16 protein-coding genes are annotated in these 15,303 nt (G+C 67.7%); 14 read left to right on the top strand and 2 right to left on the bottom strand.

The genetic code is table 11. The features are described 5' to 3' along the window. The first annotated feature begins 36 nt into the window (after positions 1–36). Both AC1DK9_RS13045 and AC1DK9_RS13040 read left to right on the top strand, forming a co-directional pair. Entirely contained in the window at positions 37–1,719 is a 1,683-nt protein-coding gene (locus tag AC1DK9_RS13045; RefSeq protein WP_476861441.1) for an ABC-F family ATP-binding cassette domain-containing protein, read from the top strand. A 55-nt stretch (positions 1,720–1,774) separates the two neighbouring features. Next, complete coding sequence (locus AC1DK9_RS13040; protein ID WP_476861443.1) at positions 1,775–2,962, top strand: MFS transporter; 1,188 nt, start codon at positions 1,775–1,777, stop codon at positions 2,960–2,962. On the opposite strand, the gene AC1DK9_RS13035 is transcribed toward AC1DK9_RS13040, so the two are convergent. Then, positions 2,895–3,611: a phosphatase PAP2 family protein gene (locus tag AC1DK9_RS13035; RefSeq protein ID WP_476916172.1), complete on the bottom strand. Its 717-nt coding sequence runs from the start codon at positions 3,609–3,611 to the stop codon at positions 2,895–2,897. The genes AC1DK9_RS13040 and AC1DK9_RS13035 overlap by 68 nt on opposite strands. Positions 3,612–3,649: 38 nt before the next feature. On the opposite strand from AC1DK9_RS13035, the gene AC1DK9_RS13030 reads away from it, so the two are divergent. The 5 genes from AC1DK9_RS13030 to AC1DK9_RS13010 all read left to right on the top strand — a co-directional run bounded on the left by AC1DK9_RS13030 (position 3,650) and on the right by AC1DK9_RS13010 (position 10,278). Continuing rightward, positions 3,650–5,152 (top strand): phosphatase PAP2 family protein, encoded by a 1,503-nt coding sequence (locus AC1DK9_RS13030; RefSeq protein ID WP_476916171.1) that lies wholly within the window; start codon positions 3,650–3,652, stop codon positions 5,150–5,152. Positions 5,153–5,278: 126 nt separating this feature from the next. Next, positions 5,279–6,223 (top strand): ABC transporter ATP-binding protein, encoded by a 945-nt coding sequence (locus tag AC1DK9_RS13025; protein ID WP_476861446.1) that lies wholly within the window; start codon positions 5,279–5,281, stop codon positions 6,221–6,223. A gap of 3 nt (positions 6,224–6,226) precedes the next feature. Beyond that, entirely contained in the window at positions 6,227–7,132 is a 906-nt protein-coding gene (locus AC1DK9_RS13020; RefSeq protein ID WP_476861447.1) for an ABC-2 transporter permease, read from the top strand. Positions 7,133–7,383: 251 nt separating this feature from the next. Further along, entirely contained in the window at positions 7,384–8,865 is a 1,482-nt protein-coding gene (locus AC1DK9_RS13015; protein WP_476861448.1) for an amino acid permease, read from the top strand. 96 nt (positions 8,866–8,961) lie between these two features. Next, positions 8,962–10,278 carry a M18 family aminopeptidase gene (locus tag AC1DK9_RS13010; RefSeq protein ID WP_476861449.1) on the top strand — a complete coding sequence of 439 codons (1,317 nt, stop codon included), beginning with the start codon at positions 8,962–8,964 and terminating at the stop codon, positions 10,276–10,278. A 7-nt stretch (positions 10,279–10,285) separates the two neighbouring features. On the opposite strand, the gene AC1DK9_RS13005 is transcribed toward AC1DK9_RS13010, so the two are convergent. Then, complete coding sequence (locus AC1DK9_RS13005; protein WP_476861450.1) at positions 10,286–10,972, bottom strand: DUF1345 domain-containing protein; 687 nt, start codon at positions 10,970–10,972, stop codon at positions 10,286–10,288. Between the two features lie 250 nt (positions 10,973–11,222). Between AC1DK9_RS13005 and rpsF the strand changes: the two genes are divergently transcribed. From rpsF to AC1DK9_RS12970, 7 genes are all read left to right on the top strand, one after another. Beyond that, positions 11,223–11,528: a 30S ribosomal protein S6 gene (gene rpsF / locus AC1DK9_RS13000; RefSeq protein ID WP_056736825.1), complete on the top strand. Its 306-nt coding sequence runs from the start codon at positions 11,223–11,225 to the stop codon at positions 11,526–11,528. A gap of 54 nt (positions 11,529–11,582) precedes the next feature. Beyond that, positions 11,583–12,155: a single-stranded DNA-binding protein gene (locus AC1DK9_RS12995; protein WP_476861451.1), complete on the top strand. Its 573-nt coding sequence runs from the start codon at positions 11,583–11,585 to the stop codon at positions 12,153–12,155. 125 nt (positions 12,156–12,280) lie between these two features. Continuing rightward, the gene (gene rpsR / locus AC1DK9_RS12990) at positions 12,281–12,520 is read left to right on the top strand and encodes a 30S ribosomal protein S18 (protein WP_003800144.1); all 240 of its coding nucleotides are present in this window, start codon (positions 12,281–12,283) and stop codon (positions 12,518–12,520) included. 17 nt (positions 12,521–12,537) lie between these two features. Beyond that, complete coding sequence (gene rplI / locus AC1DK9_RS12985) at positions 12,538–12,990, top strand: 50S ribosomal protein L9 (protein WP_175323062.1); 453 nt, start codon at positions 12,538–12,540, stop codon at positions 12,988–12,990. Positions 12,991–13,154: 164 nt separating this feature from the next. Then, entirely contained in the window at positions 13,155–14,009 is an 855-nt protein-coding gene (locus AC1DK9_RS12980) for a PhzF family phenazine biosynthesis protein (protein ID WP_476861452.1), read from the top strand. A 121-nt stretch (positions 14,010–14,130) separates the two neighbouring features. Continuing rightward, complete coding sequence (locus tag AC1DK9_RS12975; RefSeq protein WP_476861594.1) at positions 14,131–14,757, top strand: FMN reductase; 627 nt, start codon at positions 14,131–14,133, stop codon at positions 14,755–14,757. A gap of 95 nt (positions 14,758–14,852) precedes the next feature. Next, a complete protein-coding gene (locus AC1DK9_RS12970) occupies positions 14,853–15,281 on the top strand; it encodes a TFIIB-type zinc ribbon-containing protein (RefSeq protein ID WP_476861453.1) in 429 nt (142 codons plus the stop codon). Positions 15,282–15,303 lie beyond the last annotated feature (22 nt).

The following is a 15,303-nucleotide window of genomic DNA, read 5'->3' as shown; positions in this document are numbered from 1 at the left end:
CCGGCCCGGGCAGGCCCGGCGTGGGAAGATTGCTGTGTGGCTCATATTGACGTTTCCGGCATCGACTACTTCCTCTCCGACGGCACCCAGCTGCTCAACGGGGTGACCTTCAAGGTCCCGGACGGCACCAAGACCGCACTGATCGGACCGAACGGAACGGGTAAGACGACGCTGTTCCGGATCATTTCCGGCGATCTCGTGCCGGATGAGGGCGTGGTCGGCCGTTCCGGGAACATGGGCATCATGCGCCAGTTCGTGGGCCAGGTGCGGGACGACTCCACGGTCCGTGACCTGCTGGTGTCCGCCGCTCCGCCTGCGCTGGCGGCGGCCGCGCGCGCCGTGGACGAGGCCGAGCTGGCGATGATCGAGCACGACGACGAACCCACCCAGATGCAGTACGCGCAGGCGATCGTGGACTGGGGCGACGCCGGGGGCTACGACGTCGAAACCGTCTGGGACGAGGTCTGCATGGCCGCCCTCGGCCTGCCGTTCGAGCGCGCGCAGCACCGGCCGGCGTCGAGCCTTTCCGGCGGAGAGCAGAAGCGCCTGGTCCTGGAGGCGCTGTTCGCCGGTCCCGACGAATTGCTGCTGCTCGACGAGCCGGACAACTACCTCGACGTACCCGGCAAGCGCTGGCTCGAGGCCAAGCTCAACGACTCCAAGAAGACCGTCTTCTTCATCAGCCACGACCGCGAGCTGCTGAACAACGCCGCAGGCCGCATCGTGACCCTGGAACCGGGCATCAACGGCGCCGGCGCCTGGATCCACGGCGGCGGCTTCGGCTCCTACGTTGACGCCCGCGCGGACCGCAACGCCCGCTTCGAGGAACTCCGCAAGCGCTGGGACGAGGAGCACGTGAAGCTCAAGGAACTCGTCAACATGTACAAGAACAAGGCCGCGTTCCGCTCCGACATGGCCAACCGGTACCACGCCGCGCAGACCCGGCTGGCAAAGTTCCTCGAGGCCGGCCCGCCCGAAGCGCTGCCGATCGAGCAGAATGTGCAGATGCGGCTCAAGGGCGGCCGCACCGCCAAGCGCGCGATCGTGGCCGAGAAGCTGGAGCTCACCGGGCTGATGAAGCCGTTCTCCACCGAGGTCTGGTTCGGTGACCGCGTCGGTGTGCTCGGCTCCAACGGCTCCGGCAAGAGCCACTTCCTGCGCCTGCTCGCGACCGGCGGCACCGACCCGGAGCGCGAGCACCTGCCCGTGTCCGACGTCGAGATCGCGGAGGTTCCGCACGAGGGCACGGTGAAACTCGGCGCCCGAATCCGGCCCGGCTTCTTCGCCCAGACGCATGTCCGCCCCGACCTGCTCGGCAAGACCCTGCTGGAGATCCTGCACCGCGGCGACGAACACCGCTCCGGACTCGGCCGCGAGGCCGCCGCGGGTGCGCTGGACGGCTACGGCCTGGCAGCCCAGTCGGAGCAGAAATACGAATCGCTCTCCGGCGGCCAGCAGGCCCGGTTCCAGATTCTGCTCCTGCAGCTCTCCGGCGCCACCCTGCTGCTGCTCGACGAGCCCACGGACAACCTTGACCTGCACTCGGCCGAGGCGCTGGAACGGGCCATCGACCACTTCGAGGGCACAGTCCTGGCCGTCACCCACGACCGCTGGTTCGCCCGCACCTTCGACCGTTTCCTGGTCTTCGGCTCGGACGGCAAGGTCTACGAGTCGGCCGAGCCGGTGTGGGACGAGAAGCGCGTCGAGCGAGCCCGCTGACGGCAGACTCCGAACTCACCCTCCTTGCCCAAAACTCAGTGGAAGCAGTGATCGTATGACCCGGACCTCAACCGCCCCGCAACTGAAGGCAGCGGCCGCGGCGACGTTCCTGATCTTCGGGATCAATGGACTCGTGTTCGCCAGCTGGGCCGCCCGCATCCCGGCGGTCACCGAGACCCTGCACCTCAGCTCCGGGCAGATGGGTAGCCTGTTGCTCTGCGTCGCGGTCGGCTCGCTGACCGCCCTGCCGACGGCCGGGTGGGTGGTCGGCAGGCTGGGAACGGGCAACACCGTGCGCGCCGCCGGGTTGCTCGCGGCCGCCGCCGGCGTCGGCATCGCACTCTCCCTCAACGGCGGATCCGTGGCGGGAACCGCCGTCTCGCTCTTCTTCTTCGGCATCGGCATCGGACTCTGGGACGTGTCCCAGAACATTGAGGGTGCCGACGTCGAACACCGGCTGGGCCGGACCATCATGCCCCAGTTCCACGCTGCCTTTAGCGGCGGCGCGTTCGTAGGTGCCTTGGCAGGTGCTGGGCTTTCCCAGCTGGGCGTCGGCCTCCCCGCCCACCTGCTGGTGATCGCCGTGCTGGTGGCCCTGGCGGCGCAACTCGCGCCGCGCTACTTCCTTCCGCACACACCCGCGCCGGCCCCCGCCGCCGGCGACGCCCCTCCGCCGCGCGCCGGCACGGCGTGGCGGGACGGCCGCACCCTGCTGATCGGCGTCGTCGTCCTCGGCGCCACCCTGACCGAAGGCGCGGGCAACGACTGGATCGCCAAGGCGTCCGTCGACGGCCTCGGTGCCGAGCAGTCCACCGGCGCGCTGCTGTTCGCGGTCTTTGTGCTGGCGATGACCGCGATGCGCTTCTTCGGCGGCCGGGCGATTGACGTCTATGGGCGGGTCGCCGTGCTGCGGGCAAGCATGGCTGCCGCCGCAGCCGGGCTGGGATTCTTCGTCTTCGCCGGCAACATCTGGCTCGCGACGGCGGGCGCCGCCCTGTGGGGTGTGGGTGCGGCCCTCGCCTTTCCGATGGGCATGTCCGCCGCGGCCGACGATCCCCGGCACGCTGCCGCCCGGGTGTCCGTGGTGTCCACCCTCGGCTACATCGCGTTCCTTGCCGGACCCCCGCTGCTGGGCTACCTCGGCGACCTGACCGGGATCCGCCCGGCGCTGCTGGCTATCGGGGTGCCGATTCTGGTTGCGTTGCTGCTCGCCGGCGCCGCGCGGCCCGTGCGCGCCAGCTAAGCAGCCGCCTCGCGTCAGCGTTTTCCCGGAGGCAGACGTTCTGGTAGCCGAGCCAAAGCAGCAACACCACGGGCGCGGCCAGGCAGACGGCGCCCACCGTGTCCGTCAGCCAATGCGCCGAGAGGTAGGTCCGGCTGACCATCATGGCCACGGTTCCGGCCGAGGCCAGCAACCAGGTCCAGGCCTTCGGCATCAGGAGCGCCAGCACCAGGACAAAGGCCGTGGTGGTGGCCACGTGCCCGGACGGGAACGAGCCGGTGTCAGTCAGCACCACCGTGTTATGCGGCCGCTCGCGGAGCAGGCCCGCCTTCAGGACCTGGGTGACGATGAGCACGGCTGCACCGGCCGCGGCGCTGAACACGGCCGCGTGGGGTCTCCGGCGGAGCAGGAGCGCGATAACCAGCAACCCGTGTAGCACCAGCACGCCGCGGTAGCCGGCGACGTTGAGGAAAGCGTTCGTGCCGTCCCAGAACGGGCTGTGCAGGGCGGTGATGAAGCCGGCCCAGCCCTGGTCCAGGCCCTGGAAGGGCGGCCGGGCGACGTTGGCGGCCAGTAGGCCCCCGAGCACCGCGGCGACGGTCAGCATCGCAGTGCTGGCCGCGAGGACACGGCCTGTGGGCAAACGCCGGGGATCCAGCACTCGGGTCATCGCCTCATCCTAACGGCGCCCCGCAGTAAGGTGGGGAAATGCGAAGCCTACTGGGGAAAACGCCGCGCCGGCTTGAGCGGCTGGACCGCAAACTTGTCCGGTCCGTCTCCGGGCTGCCCGGCGGCGGCCACGACGACTTTTTCCGGCGGCTCTCCGCGGCCGCCAACAACGGCAAGCTCTGGTTCGGGATCGCCGGTGCGATGGCCCTGTTCCCCGGTAAAACCCGCCGCGCGGCCCTGCACGGGGTCCTGGCGCAGGGCGTTGCGTCCGCGGTGACCAATCTGGTCTTCAAGACCCTGCTGCCGCGGGCCCGGCCGCTGCCCGAGCATCTGCCGGTTTTCCGCTTCGTTCATCCTCAGCCGACCAGTTCCTCCATGCCCTCGGGCCATTCCGCTTCGGCCGCCGCCTTCGCCCTGGGGGTGGGCCTGGTCCGGCCCGCTCTCGGAGCCGCCGTCGCGCCCCTTGCCGCGGGGGTCGCCTACTCCCGCGTCCACACCGGTGCGCACTGGCCCTCGGATGTCGTCTTCGGCTCCGCGATCGGCGCCGGTGCCGCCCTCGTGACGCGGAAGTGGTGGCCGGTCCGGCCCCCGTTCCCCGCTGTCAGGCGCACTCCCGTCGAGGCCGCCGCGCTGCCCGACGGCGAAGGGCTCGGCATCGCGGTCAACACACTCGGCGGGTCCTACGCCGACGAAACCGCCGACGCCCTGCAAAAAATATTCCCTAAGGCGTATATAAAGGAGATCGGGCCGGACGAGGACGTTGCAGCCGAAATTGAGGCGGTGGCAACGCATCCCGGCGTCGTGGCGCTGGGCGTCTGGGGCGGGGACGGGACGGTGGGCACCGCCGCCGCGGCCGCCGTCGCGCACTCCCTGCCGCTGCTCGTGCTGCCGGGGGGAACCCTCAACCATTTCGCCCGGGACGCCGGCACCGGCAGCCTGCGGGATGCCGTGGAGGCAGCAGCGAAGGGAGAGGCGGCGCGGGCCGACATTGGGCACGTAGCGGTCGAACGGGGCTTGCCGGACAGCCCGGAGAAGCTGGAGCTCTCCATGCTGAACACCGCCAGCATCGGCCTGTACCCGAACCTGGTGCGCCGCCGGGAGCAGCTCCAGCCCGCGCTGGGAAAGCCACTGGCAGGGGTCGTTGCCATGTTCCGGACCTTCGCCGCGGGTACCCCGAGCACCCTGATCGTGGACGGGGTGCGGCACAAGCTCTGGATCCTCTACGTCGGCCGCGGGCGCTATTACCCCCGTGACCACGCCCCCTTGGTCCGGCCGGTGCTGGACGACGGCGTCCTGGACCTGCGCATGATCACCGCGGACGAATCCTTTGCCCGCCTCCGCCTGCTCTGGTCCGTGCTGACCGGCACTGTGGCGACCTCCCGGATCACGCATTTGCGCGAAGCCAGCCGCATCCGGGTCGAACCGGGTGACACCACAATGGTGCTGGCGGTGGACGGCGAAGTCATGCCCGGCGTCCGTGCCGTCGAGTTCTCGGTCAAGCGTGGCGGGCTGGTGTACTACTCCCCTAAGCAGGAGGGCTGAGCCGGAGTTATCCCTGCGGTTTACCCTGATTGAGCCCTGAAACAACCCTTAAAAGCGGCACATTCGCGCTTCGGCGTCGGTAGCGTGGGGATTACACAACCACACGCGACGCAAAGGAACGCTTCCATGATCGAAGCACGAGGCCTGACCAAGGTATACGGCGACAAAACCGCCGTCGCCGGAGTCAATTTCACCGTGGAGGCGGGCCGGGTTACTGGCTTCCTGGGCCCCAACGGTGCCGGCAAATCCACCACGATGCGCATGATCATGGGACTGGACCGGCCGACGTCGGGATCCGTCACGGTCAACGGGGTGCCCTTTGACCGGCACCATGCCCCGCTGCGGGATGTCGGCGCCCTGCTCGACGCCAAGGCCGTCCACACCGGCCGCTCGGCCTACAACCACCTGTTGGCCATGGCCGCCACGCACAGTATTCCGAAAAAGCGCGTGCACGACGTCATCGAGATGACGGGACTGGCCGAGGTCGCCCGGAAGAAGGTGGGCGGCTTCTCCCTCGGCATGGGCCAGCGCCTCGGGATCGCCGCCGCACTGCTCGGCGACCCGCAGACAATCATCCTGGACGAGCCGGTCAACGGCCTTGACCCGGAAGGGGTGGTCTGGGTCCGCAACCTGGTCAAATACCTGGCCTCCGAGGGCCGGACCGTGTTCCTGTCCAGCCACCTGATGAGCGAAATGGCAGTCACCGCGGACCATTTGATCGTGATCGGACGCGGCCGGATCATCGCCGACGCCCCGATCCAGGAGATCATCACCGGCAAGGGACAGGGGCGCACCCGCGTACGCACCGACCAGCAGGACCAGCTCATGCGCCTGCTGGCCGACGGCGGAGCCACCGTTCAGGTGCAGGACCACGAACTCCTTGAGGTCGCGGGTATGGAACCGCGGCAAATCGCACGCACCGCGCTCGACAACCACATCATGATCTACGAACTCACCCCGCTTCAGGCCAGCCTCGAGGAGGCCTATATGGAACTGACTAAGGATGAGGTCGAGTACCACTCACTGATCACCGCGGGCGCCAGCGCCCCCACCCAGTCCGGAGGCAACTAGGCCATGAGCTCGACCAGTCTTGAACCCAACCCTTCGGGCCGCGGCGCGCACTCCGGCGCTGCGCACAACCAGGCAAACGGCGGGGCGGGCGGGAGCCTCAGCGCCGGTCCAGGCCCCAGCTTCTTGCGGGTCCTCAACTCCGAGGCCATCAAGTTCCGCACCCTGCTGTCCACGTTGATCCTGCTCGCTGCCACGGTCATCGTCATCGTTGGGGTCGGCGCGCTGGCGGCCTGGGGAATAGGCCAGGCGCTGCAGGCTTCCGGATCGGATCCGCAGCGCTCCGCCGCGCTGGCTGCCCAGGGCGACATTGCGGCTTCCGCGCCCAGCGCCGGTATAGCCTTCGCACAGCTGATCCTCGGCTCGCTGGCCGTCCTGCTTATCAGTTCCGAGTTCACCACGGGAATGGCGCGGTCCACCTTCACCGCCGTCCCCAAGCGGATCCCTGCCTTCGTGGCCAAGCTCCTGGTCGTCGTGGTCTCCGCCTTCCTGGTGAGTGCAGTCTCCCTCTACCTCGCCGGGCTGGTGGCGGTGCCTATCCTGGACGAGTACGGCCACACCCTGGACGTCTCCAGCGGTGACTATTACCGGACCCTGCTGATCAACAGCGCCTACGTTGCCGCCGTCGCTGCGATCGGCATGGCCCTCGGAGCCCTGATCAGGAATTCCGCCGGCGGCATCATGGCACTCGTGGGCATCTTCTTCGTATTGCCGATCGCGCTGCAGATCATCCAGGGCGACTTCGTCGCCGAACTGCGCAAATTCATCCCTTCGAACACCCTGGAACCGCTGACCGCCACCAAGCATCTACCGGACACGCTGGAAGCCTGGCAGGCCGCCCTGGTCCTCGGCGCCTGGGTGGTCATTCCGCTGGTGCTCGCCGCCATCCTGCTCAAGAAGCGGGACATCTAGCCGGAGCCTTTGGCCTGAAGCAGTGGTTTCAGGCACATTTCTGAATTGCCTCCCAGGCAACAGCTCTTGCCTGGGAGGCTCTAATGCTGGAGCTCCGTCCCAATTTTGCGTGCGTAATCTGTATGACTGCACAGAACGGAGCCTCTCTGGCGCGGTCTAGGGTGAAACGACATTGTGGTCCGCCGCACATCCCTCCCGGCATCGCCGGCGCGGCGGCACGGACCCACACCACCCAAGAAGGACGGCGCTTCATGCAGGCTGACCAGCAACTCTCCAAATCCCTGAAACCACGGCATCTGTCCATGATCGCCATCGCCGGCGTCATCGGCGCGGGCCTCTTCGTCGGTTCCGGTGCCGCAATCCAGCAGGCCGGCCCGGGCATCCTGGTGGCCTACCTGGCGGCGGGAATCGTGGTCATCCTGGTCATGCGCATGCTGGGCGAGATGGCAGCCGCGAACCCGGAGACCGGATCGTTCTCCACCTACGCCGACAAGGCGCTGGGCCGCTGGGCCGGATTCAGCATCGGCTGGCTCTATGCTTGGTTCTGGATCATCGTGCTCGGCATCGAGGCCACGGCCGGCGCAGCCATCATGCACCGCTGGGTACCCGGCATTGACCAGTGGGTCTGGGCGCTGGCCCTGATGATCCTCCTGACCCTGACCAACCTTGGCTCGGTGAAGTCGTACGGCGAGTTCGAGTTCTGGTTCGCCTCCATCAAGGTCGCCGCAATCGTGCTGTTCCTGCTCTTCGGCGTCGCCGCCATCCTGGGCCTCATCCCCGGCGTTCCCGCCCCGGGACTGGACAACCTGACCGGCAAGGGCGGCTTTATGCCCAACGGTCCCGGCGCGGTACTGGCCGGCATTCTCGTGGTCGTGTTTTCCTTCTTCGGCGCAGAGATCGCCACTATCGCCGCCGGCGAATCCGAGAACCCGGTCGACGCCGTCAAGAAGGCCGTCAAATCCACCGTCTGGCGCATCCTGGTGTTCTACATCGGCTCCATCGCCATCGTGGTGACGCTGCTCCCCTGGAACTCCGCCTCCGTGGCGAAGAGCCCGTATGTCGCCGTGATCGAACTCTTCGGCATCCCCGGCGCCGGAACCATCATGGACGTCGTCGTACTGACCTCGGTGCTGTCCTGCCTCAACTCCGGTCTCTACACCGCCAGCCGCATGCTCTTCTCGCTCTCCCGCCGCGGCGACGCCCCCCGCTCCTGGATGCGGATCTCCAAGCGCGGCGTTCCGGCCGGGGCCGTGCTGGCCTCGACCGTGGTTGGCTTCATCACCGTGGGCCTGAACTACATTGCCCCGGACACCGTGTTCCTGTTCCTGGTCAACACCTCCGGGGCCATCGCCTTGTTCGTCTGGCTGGTCATTTCGGTCTCGCAGTTGATCCTGCGCCGCCGGATGGGCGCAGCCGCCCGGGAACTCGAGCTGAAGATGTGGCTTTTCCCCTACCTGACCTGGCTCGCGATCGTCAGCATCGTCGCGCTGCTGGTGGGCATGGTGGTGCTGGACAGTACCCGCGAATCACTGCTGCTCTCCCTCGCCCTTGCCGCCGTCGTGGTGGGAATCGGACTCTGGCGCTACCGCGGGCACGCTGCCCTCAAGCCCGACGCCGGCACCCCGGCCGCCGATACCGACGCCGGCACCCCGGCCGCCGATACCGACGCCGGCACCCCGGCCGGGGACACGGCTGCTGCGGAGGCCCCGGCCGCCGCTGGCCGGAGCCTGTAGCTTCCGACGAAATCGGGCATGCCCACTCCCGGACACCGGGGGTGGGCATGCTGCTGTCCCGCGTACCTGCGTACCTCCGGCGCTAGACTCGGAGCCATGCCTTCCTCCGCCACAGCCGCAGACCACATCCAGGACCTCGGCGCGTATGTCAGCGCGTCGCCGTCGAGCTTCCACGCCGTCCACGAGGCCGCCCGGCGGCTGGACGAAGCGGGTTTCACCGCCCTCGACGAACTGCAGCAGTGGAACGACGCCGAAACAGGGTCGGCCGGCAAGCACTACGTGATCCGCGACGGCGCCCTGATCGCCTGGGTGACTCCTACCGGCGCCGGGCCCACCACCGGCTTCAACATCCTTGGCGCGCACACGGACTCCCCGTCCTTCAAGCTCAAGCCCAAGCCCACCACCGGCAAGTTCGGCTGGCTGCAGGCCGGCGTCGAGGTCTACGGCGGTCCCCTGCTGAACTCCTGGCTGGACCGCGAACTCCAGCTCGCCGGCCGCCTGGTGATGCTGGACGGCACCCAGCACCTGACCGCCACCGGCCCGCTGCTGCGCTTCCCGCAATTGGCCATCCACCTGGACCGCGCCGTCAACGAGGGCCTGGCCCTGGACAAGCAACAGCACATGAACCCGGTCTTCGGTCTGGGCGACCCGGCCGACGCGGACGTCCTGGGCCTGCTGGCGGCTCGGGTGCCCGGGGCCACGGTGGATCCAGCGCAGATCGGCGGCTACGACGTCGTCGTCGCCGACACGCAGGCACCCGCGGTCTTCGGCGCAAAGGGTGAGTTCTTCGCCTCGGGGCGCCTCGACAACCTTTCCGCCACGCATGCCGGCCTCGCCGCACTGATCGCGCACGCCGACAGTGAGGTGCCGGCGGACGGTCCGATCGCCGTGCTGGCCGCCTTCGACCACGAGGAAATCGGCTCCGCCTCGCGCTCCGGTGCCTGCGGCCCGGTTCTCGAGGACATCCTGGTCCGGATTTCCGACGGGCTGGGCGCGACGGCGAGCCAGCGGCGGCAGGCGTTCGCGGCGTCGTTCTGCGTTTCGGCCGACGCCGGTCACGCTGTGCACCCGAACTACGCCGAACGCCACGACCCGGCCAACCGCCCCGCACTGAACGGCGGTCCGTTGCTTAAGATCAACGCCAACCAGCGCTACGCCACGGATGCGGCCGGCGCGGCACTGTGGGCGAGGCTCTGCACCGACGCCGGGATCCCGTACCAGGAGTTCGTCTCCAACAACGTAATGCCCTGCGGCTCGACGATCGGCCCGCTGACCGCCACCCGGCTGGGGATCCGGACGGTCGACGTCGGCGTGCCGCTGCTCTCGATGCACTCGGCCCGCGAGCTGTGCGGCGTCGAGGACCCGCACCGGCTGGCAACGGTCACGGAGCTGTTCTTCCGGACGGCTGCGTAGCTCCCTCCTAGGAGGCGGCGAGGCCGATCACGAGGTTGATGGTGGCGGCCAGGATGACGGTGCCGAACAGGTAGGACAACAGGCTGTGCTTGAGCGCCTCGGCCCGGATCGCATGGTTTTTCAGGGCGGTGTCCGACACCTGGTAGGTCATGCCCAGGCTGGTGGCAAGGTACGCGAAGTCGGTGTACTGCGGCGGCTCGTCCTGGTTGAAGTCGATGCCGCCCACCGCCGCCCCGGCCCGCGGCTCCGTGCTGTAGTAGAGCCCGGCGTACCGGACCGTAAAGAGCGTCTGCACCAGCATCCAGGACAGTGCCACGGAGGCCAGGGCCAGCAGGCCGCCGCCGAGGCGGGAGCCGCCGCTGTTCGCGTGCGAGTCGAGCACGACGGCGGCCACGGCCGCCAGGCTCGCGACATTGGCGGCGAGGATCATCAGATCCGTCACCCGGCGGGACGGATCTTCGTTGGTGGCGTGGCCCCGGGTCTCGGCGGCGTCCAGCGGGCCGATCACAATCCAGACCCAGAGCACGTAGGTGAGGGCGGCACTGCTCCAGCCGATGGCCGGGGCCTCCACCCAATGGCCGGACAGGCCTGAAGCCACGGCGGCGAGCAGCCCCGCCAGCAGCATCACAGCGAAGCGCAGCCGGCTGCGGTGGACTGGAGAAGTGAGGGGATGCGAGGTGGACCCGGTGCTCATTCCCCGATCATGGCACAAGCGTCCGTGCCGTTATCCACAACGGTGCCGGGAAGCTTTCGCGCGCGGCGCCGCGGAATCTAAGGTGGCGGTGGAGAAAATCGCTGAAACCGGCCCGGATGCACTAAGCTATTGAAGTCTGTGCTGCGTCCTGCCTCCGTTCCGGGGGGCAATGCAAGGCACAAGCACCGCAAATGAACCTCCTGTTACGGAAATGCCGTAACCGCTTAGCCCAAAGGAGGTGGGTTCACATATGCGTCCTTACGAATTGATGGTAATCATCGACCCCGAGGTCGAAGAGCGTACCGTTGAGCCGTCGCTTCAGAAGTTCCTGAACGTCATCACCAACGATGGTGGAACCATCGAAAAGGTTGACATCTGGGGCCGCCGTCGACTGGCTTACGAAATCCAGAAGAAGTCCGAAGGTATCTACGCCGTGGTGAACTTCACCGCTGAGCCGGCTACCGCCAAGGAACTTGACCGCCAGCTGAGTCTCAATGAGACCATCATGCGCACCAAGATCACCCGCCCCGAAGAGCAGAAGGTCGTTGCTGAGTAATTCAGCTCCACCCTTCAATCTTTAACCCCGCAGGAACGAACAAGGAGGCAGTAGATGGCAGGCGAAACCACTATTACGGTCATCGGTAATCTCACCAATGACCCCGAACTGAGGTTCACACCGTCAGGTTCGGCAGTAGCGAACTTCACCATCGCTTCTACGCCCCGCACTTTCGACCGCCAGTCCAATGAGTGGAAGGACGGGGAAACCCTGTTCCTCCGCGCATCGGTATGGCGCGAAGCAGCCGAAAACGTCGCCGAGTCCCTGACCAAGGGCATGCGCGTGATCGTTTCCGGCCGCCTGAAGAGCCGTTCCTACGAAACCAAGGAAGGCGAGAAGCGCACCGTTATCGAGCTTGAGGTCGACGAAATCGGCCCCAGCCTGCGCTACGCCAATGCCAAGGTCAACCGCACCCAGCGCTCCGGCGGACAGGGTGGACAGGGCGGCTTCGGCGGCGGCAACAGCGGCGGTTTCGGGGGCAACTCTGGTGGAAACCAGGGCGGCAACTCCGGCGGAAACTGGGGCGGCAACCAGCCCGCACAGCAGGACGATCCCTGGGCCACGCCCGGGGTCAGCAACGCTGGCGGCGGCTGGGGCAACGGCCCGGATTCCGAACCTCCCTTCTAAACAACATCTAAGGTCCGACGTCGGGACCCGCGAGGCAGCCGCACGGCAGCCCCGCGACGACCGCCGCGGATCACCACCATCCCGTGGATCAATATCCACGGGCTCCATCGAATAGGAGCTCCACGATGGCTAAGGCTGAACTCCGTAAGCCCAAACCAAAGTCCAACCCCTTGAAGGCCGCTGACATCACTGTCATCGACTACAAGGACGTAGCATTGCTGCGCAAGTTCATCTCCGACCGCGGAAAGATCCGCGCCCGTCGCGTCACCGGCGTCACGGTGCAGGAACAGCGCAAGATCGCACAGGCAATCAAGAACGCCCGCGAAGTTGCTCTGCTGCCTTACTCCGGCGCTGGCCGCGGCTAAGGAAGGGATTAACTAACATGGCAAAGCTCATTCTGACCCACGAAGTAACCGGTCTCGGTGCTGCTGGCGACGTTGTCGAGGTCAAGGACGGTTACGCACGTAACTACCTGCTGCCCCGCAACTTCGCCCTGACCTGGTCCAAGGGTGGCGAGAAGCAGGTTGAGTCCATCAAGGCTGCCCGCGCTGCCCGCGAGCACGCTTCCCTGGAAGACGCTCAGAAGCAGGCCGCTGCACTGCAGGCCAAGCCGGTCAAGCTCGTCGTCAAGGCTGGCGAGACCGGACGCCTGTTCGGCACCGTCAAGCAGGCCGACGTGGCCGACGCTGTTGAGGCCGCTGGCCTCGGCCGCATCGACAAGCGCAAGGTGGAACTGCCGGCTCACATCAAGTCGACCGGTTCCTACCAGGCGAACGTCCGTCTGCACGACGACGTTTCCGCTGTGATCGAACTCGACGTAGTTGCAGGCAAGTAGTCCTCGGACTGACTGAACTGCCGGAAGGCCCCCGCCTTCGGATTCCCTTGGGAAGCCGGACGCGGGGGCCTTCTGCGTTAACTCCAAGCCCATAATTCCGGGCCGCAAACTCCGGGCTGGGCGCACCTGGCCCGCGGAGCCGGCACCGGTGATAGCCTGCGGCAGTGACCGAGAACAGTGCACCCCGACTCCGCCCCTTCTCCCAGGTCGACGTCTTCTCCGCCGAACCGTACCGCGGGAACCCGCTGGCGGTCGTCCTCGACGCGGAGGGCCTCGACGCCGACGCCATGCAGAGGTTCGCCAACTGGACCAACCTCTCGGAAACCACATTCCTGCTGCCGCCCACCGATCCCCGGGCCGACTACCGGGTCAGGATCTTCACCGGCAGCGAAGAGTTTCCCTTCGCCGGCCACCCAACCCTCGGCTCGGCCCATGCCTGGCTTGAAGCGGGCGGCGTCCCGCAGCGGGACGGCGAGCTGGTTCAGGAATGCGCTGCCGGGCTGGTCCGGGTGAAGCGCGACGGCGGCCGCTTGGCCTTCGCGGCCCCGCCGCTGACCCGTTCGGGCCCGGTGGCCGAGGCGGACCTCGCCCGCATAGCGGCTGGCCTAAGGATGCCTCGGCAGGAACTCCTGGACGCCTCCTGGCTCGTCAACGGCCCGGAATGGATCGGGGTGTTGCTGGAATCCGCCGAACGGGTGCTCGCCATCAGGCCCGACTACCCGGCAATGGCCGGGCTCAAGGTCGGCGTGATCGGCCCCCACCCCGCTGGATCCGGGCCGGACTTCGAGGTCCGCACCTTTATCCCCGGCGACGCGGCCGCCGAAGACCCCGTCACCGGAAGCTTCAACGCCGGCGCGGCTCAGTGGCTGATCGGTACTGGCCGGGCGCCAGGGTCCTACCTCGCGGCTCAGGGGACGGTGTTGGGTCGTGCCGGCCGGGTCCACATCGAGGCGACCGGTGACGATGTCTGGGTCGGCGGGAACTCCGTGAGCTGTATCGAGGGATTCGTCCTCCTCTGAGTTGCGGGCTGCAGTGTGGGGGGCAACGGCGGAGGGAATAAAGCAGGCAGGTCCCGGCTTCTATAGGTAGATGCAAATGCATATAAATACCGAAACCGTGGACCAGCTACAGGAGCACACCGTGGAAAGCCGCCGCATTACCGTTATCTCCGCCGGACTCGGCGTACCGTCGTCGAGCCGCCTGCTCGCGGACCAACTGGCCGCTTCCGCCGAACGCCAGCTCGCCGCGGCGGGCCATGCCGTGACGGTCGACGTCGTCGAGCTGCGTGACCTGGCCGTTGAGATCGCCCACAACTTTGTAACCGGCTACGCTGCGCCCCGCCTGGCCGAGGTGATCGCCGGCGTGGAAGCCTCTGATGGCATCATCGCGGTCAGCCCCGTCTTCAGCGCGTCGTACAGCGGGCTCTTCAAGTCCTTCATCGACGTGCTGGATCCCAAGTCACTCGAGGGCAAAGCCGTCCTGCTGGGCGCCACCGGGGGCACCGACCGTCATCAAATGGTGCTGGACTACGCAATGCGTCCGCTTTTCAGCTACCTCCGCACCCGGATGGCGGCCACCGGCGTCTTCGCCGGCCCGCAGGACTGGGGAACGGCGGGCGACGGCGCTTCACCGCTCTCCGCGAGGGTTGAGCGGGCGGCGGGGGAGTTCACCGCCCTGCTCGACGGCGCTCAGCCGCGGCCGCAGCAGGCCCCGCTGGAGTCGTTGCCGTTTGAGCAGCTGCTCGCGGGGATCTCCGGCCGCAGCTAGGACCCGCTGCCGCTGGGGCGGCTGACGCGGGCCGGCCCGTGCCTGCCCAGCGCTCCGGCCCGAACTAATTCTGCGCGGGGTTCGTTGTTCGGGACATGAAATGCCCTGTGGATTCCGTAGACCTGGTAATGAGCGAACGAAGCGGCGTGGAGATCGATTACTGCCCGCAATGCCGTGGCGTGTGGCTGGACCGCGGCGAGCTCGACAAGATCATCGACCGTGCGGCGGAGGGCTTCGGCGCCTCCGCCGGCGCCTCCGCCGGGTCCGCTGCCGCAGCGACCCCTGCCCCGGCGCCGACCCCGCCGGGACACATCCCGCCGCCGCTCTACACCCCGCCTCTTCACATCCCGCCTCTTCACGCCCCGAACCCGCGCCGGGACGACCGCAGGCCGGATGAACGCCGCTACGACGATCGCCGCCACGACGAACGCCGGGACCGTCCCCGCTATGACCAGCCCCGCTACGATGACCGCCGCCGGCCCAAGAAGAAGGAAGGCTGGCTGGGCGAGCTGTTCGACTTCTAGTGCCGCCCGGCCGGGACTGCGC

Source organism: Arthrobacter sp. 01T414, from assembly GCF_056398965.1.
This window is presented reverse-complemented; position numbering and strand designations above follow the sequence as displayed.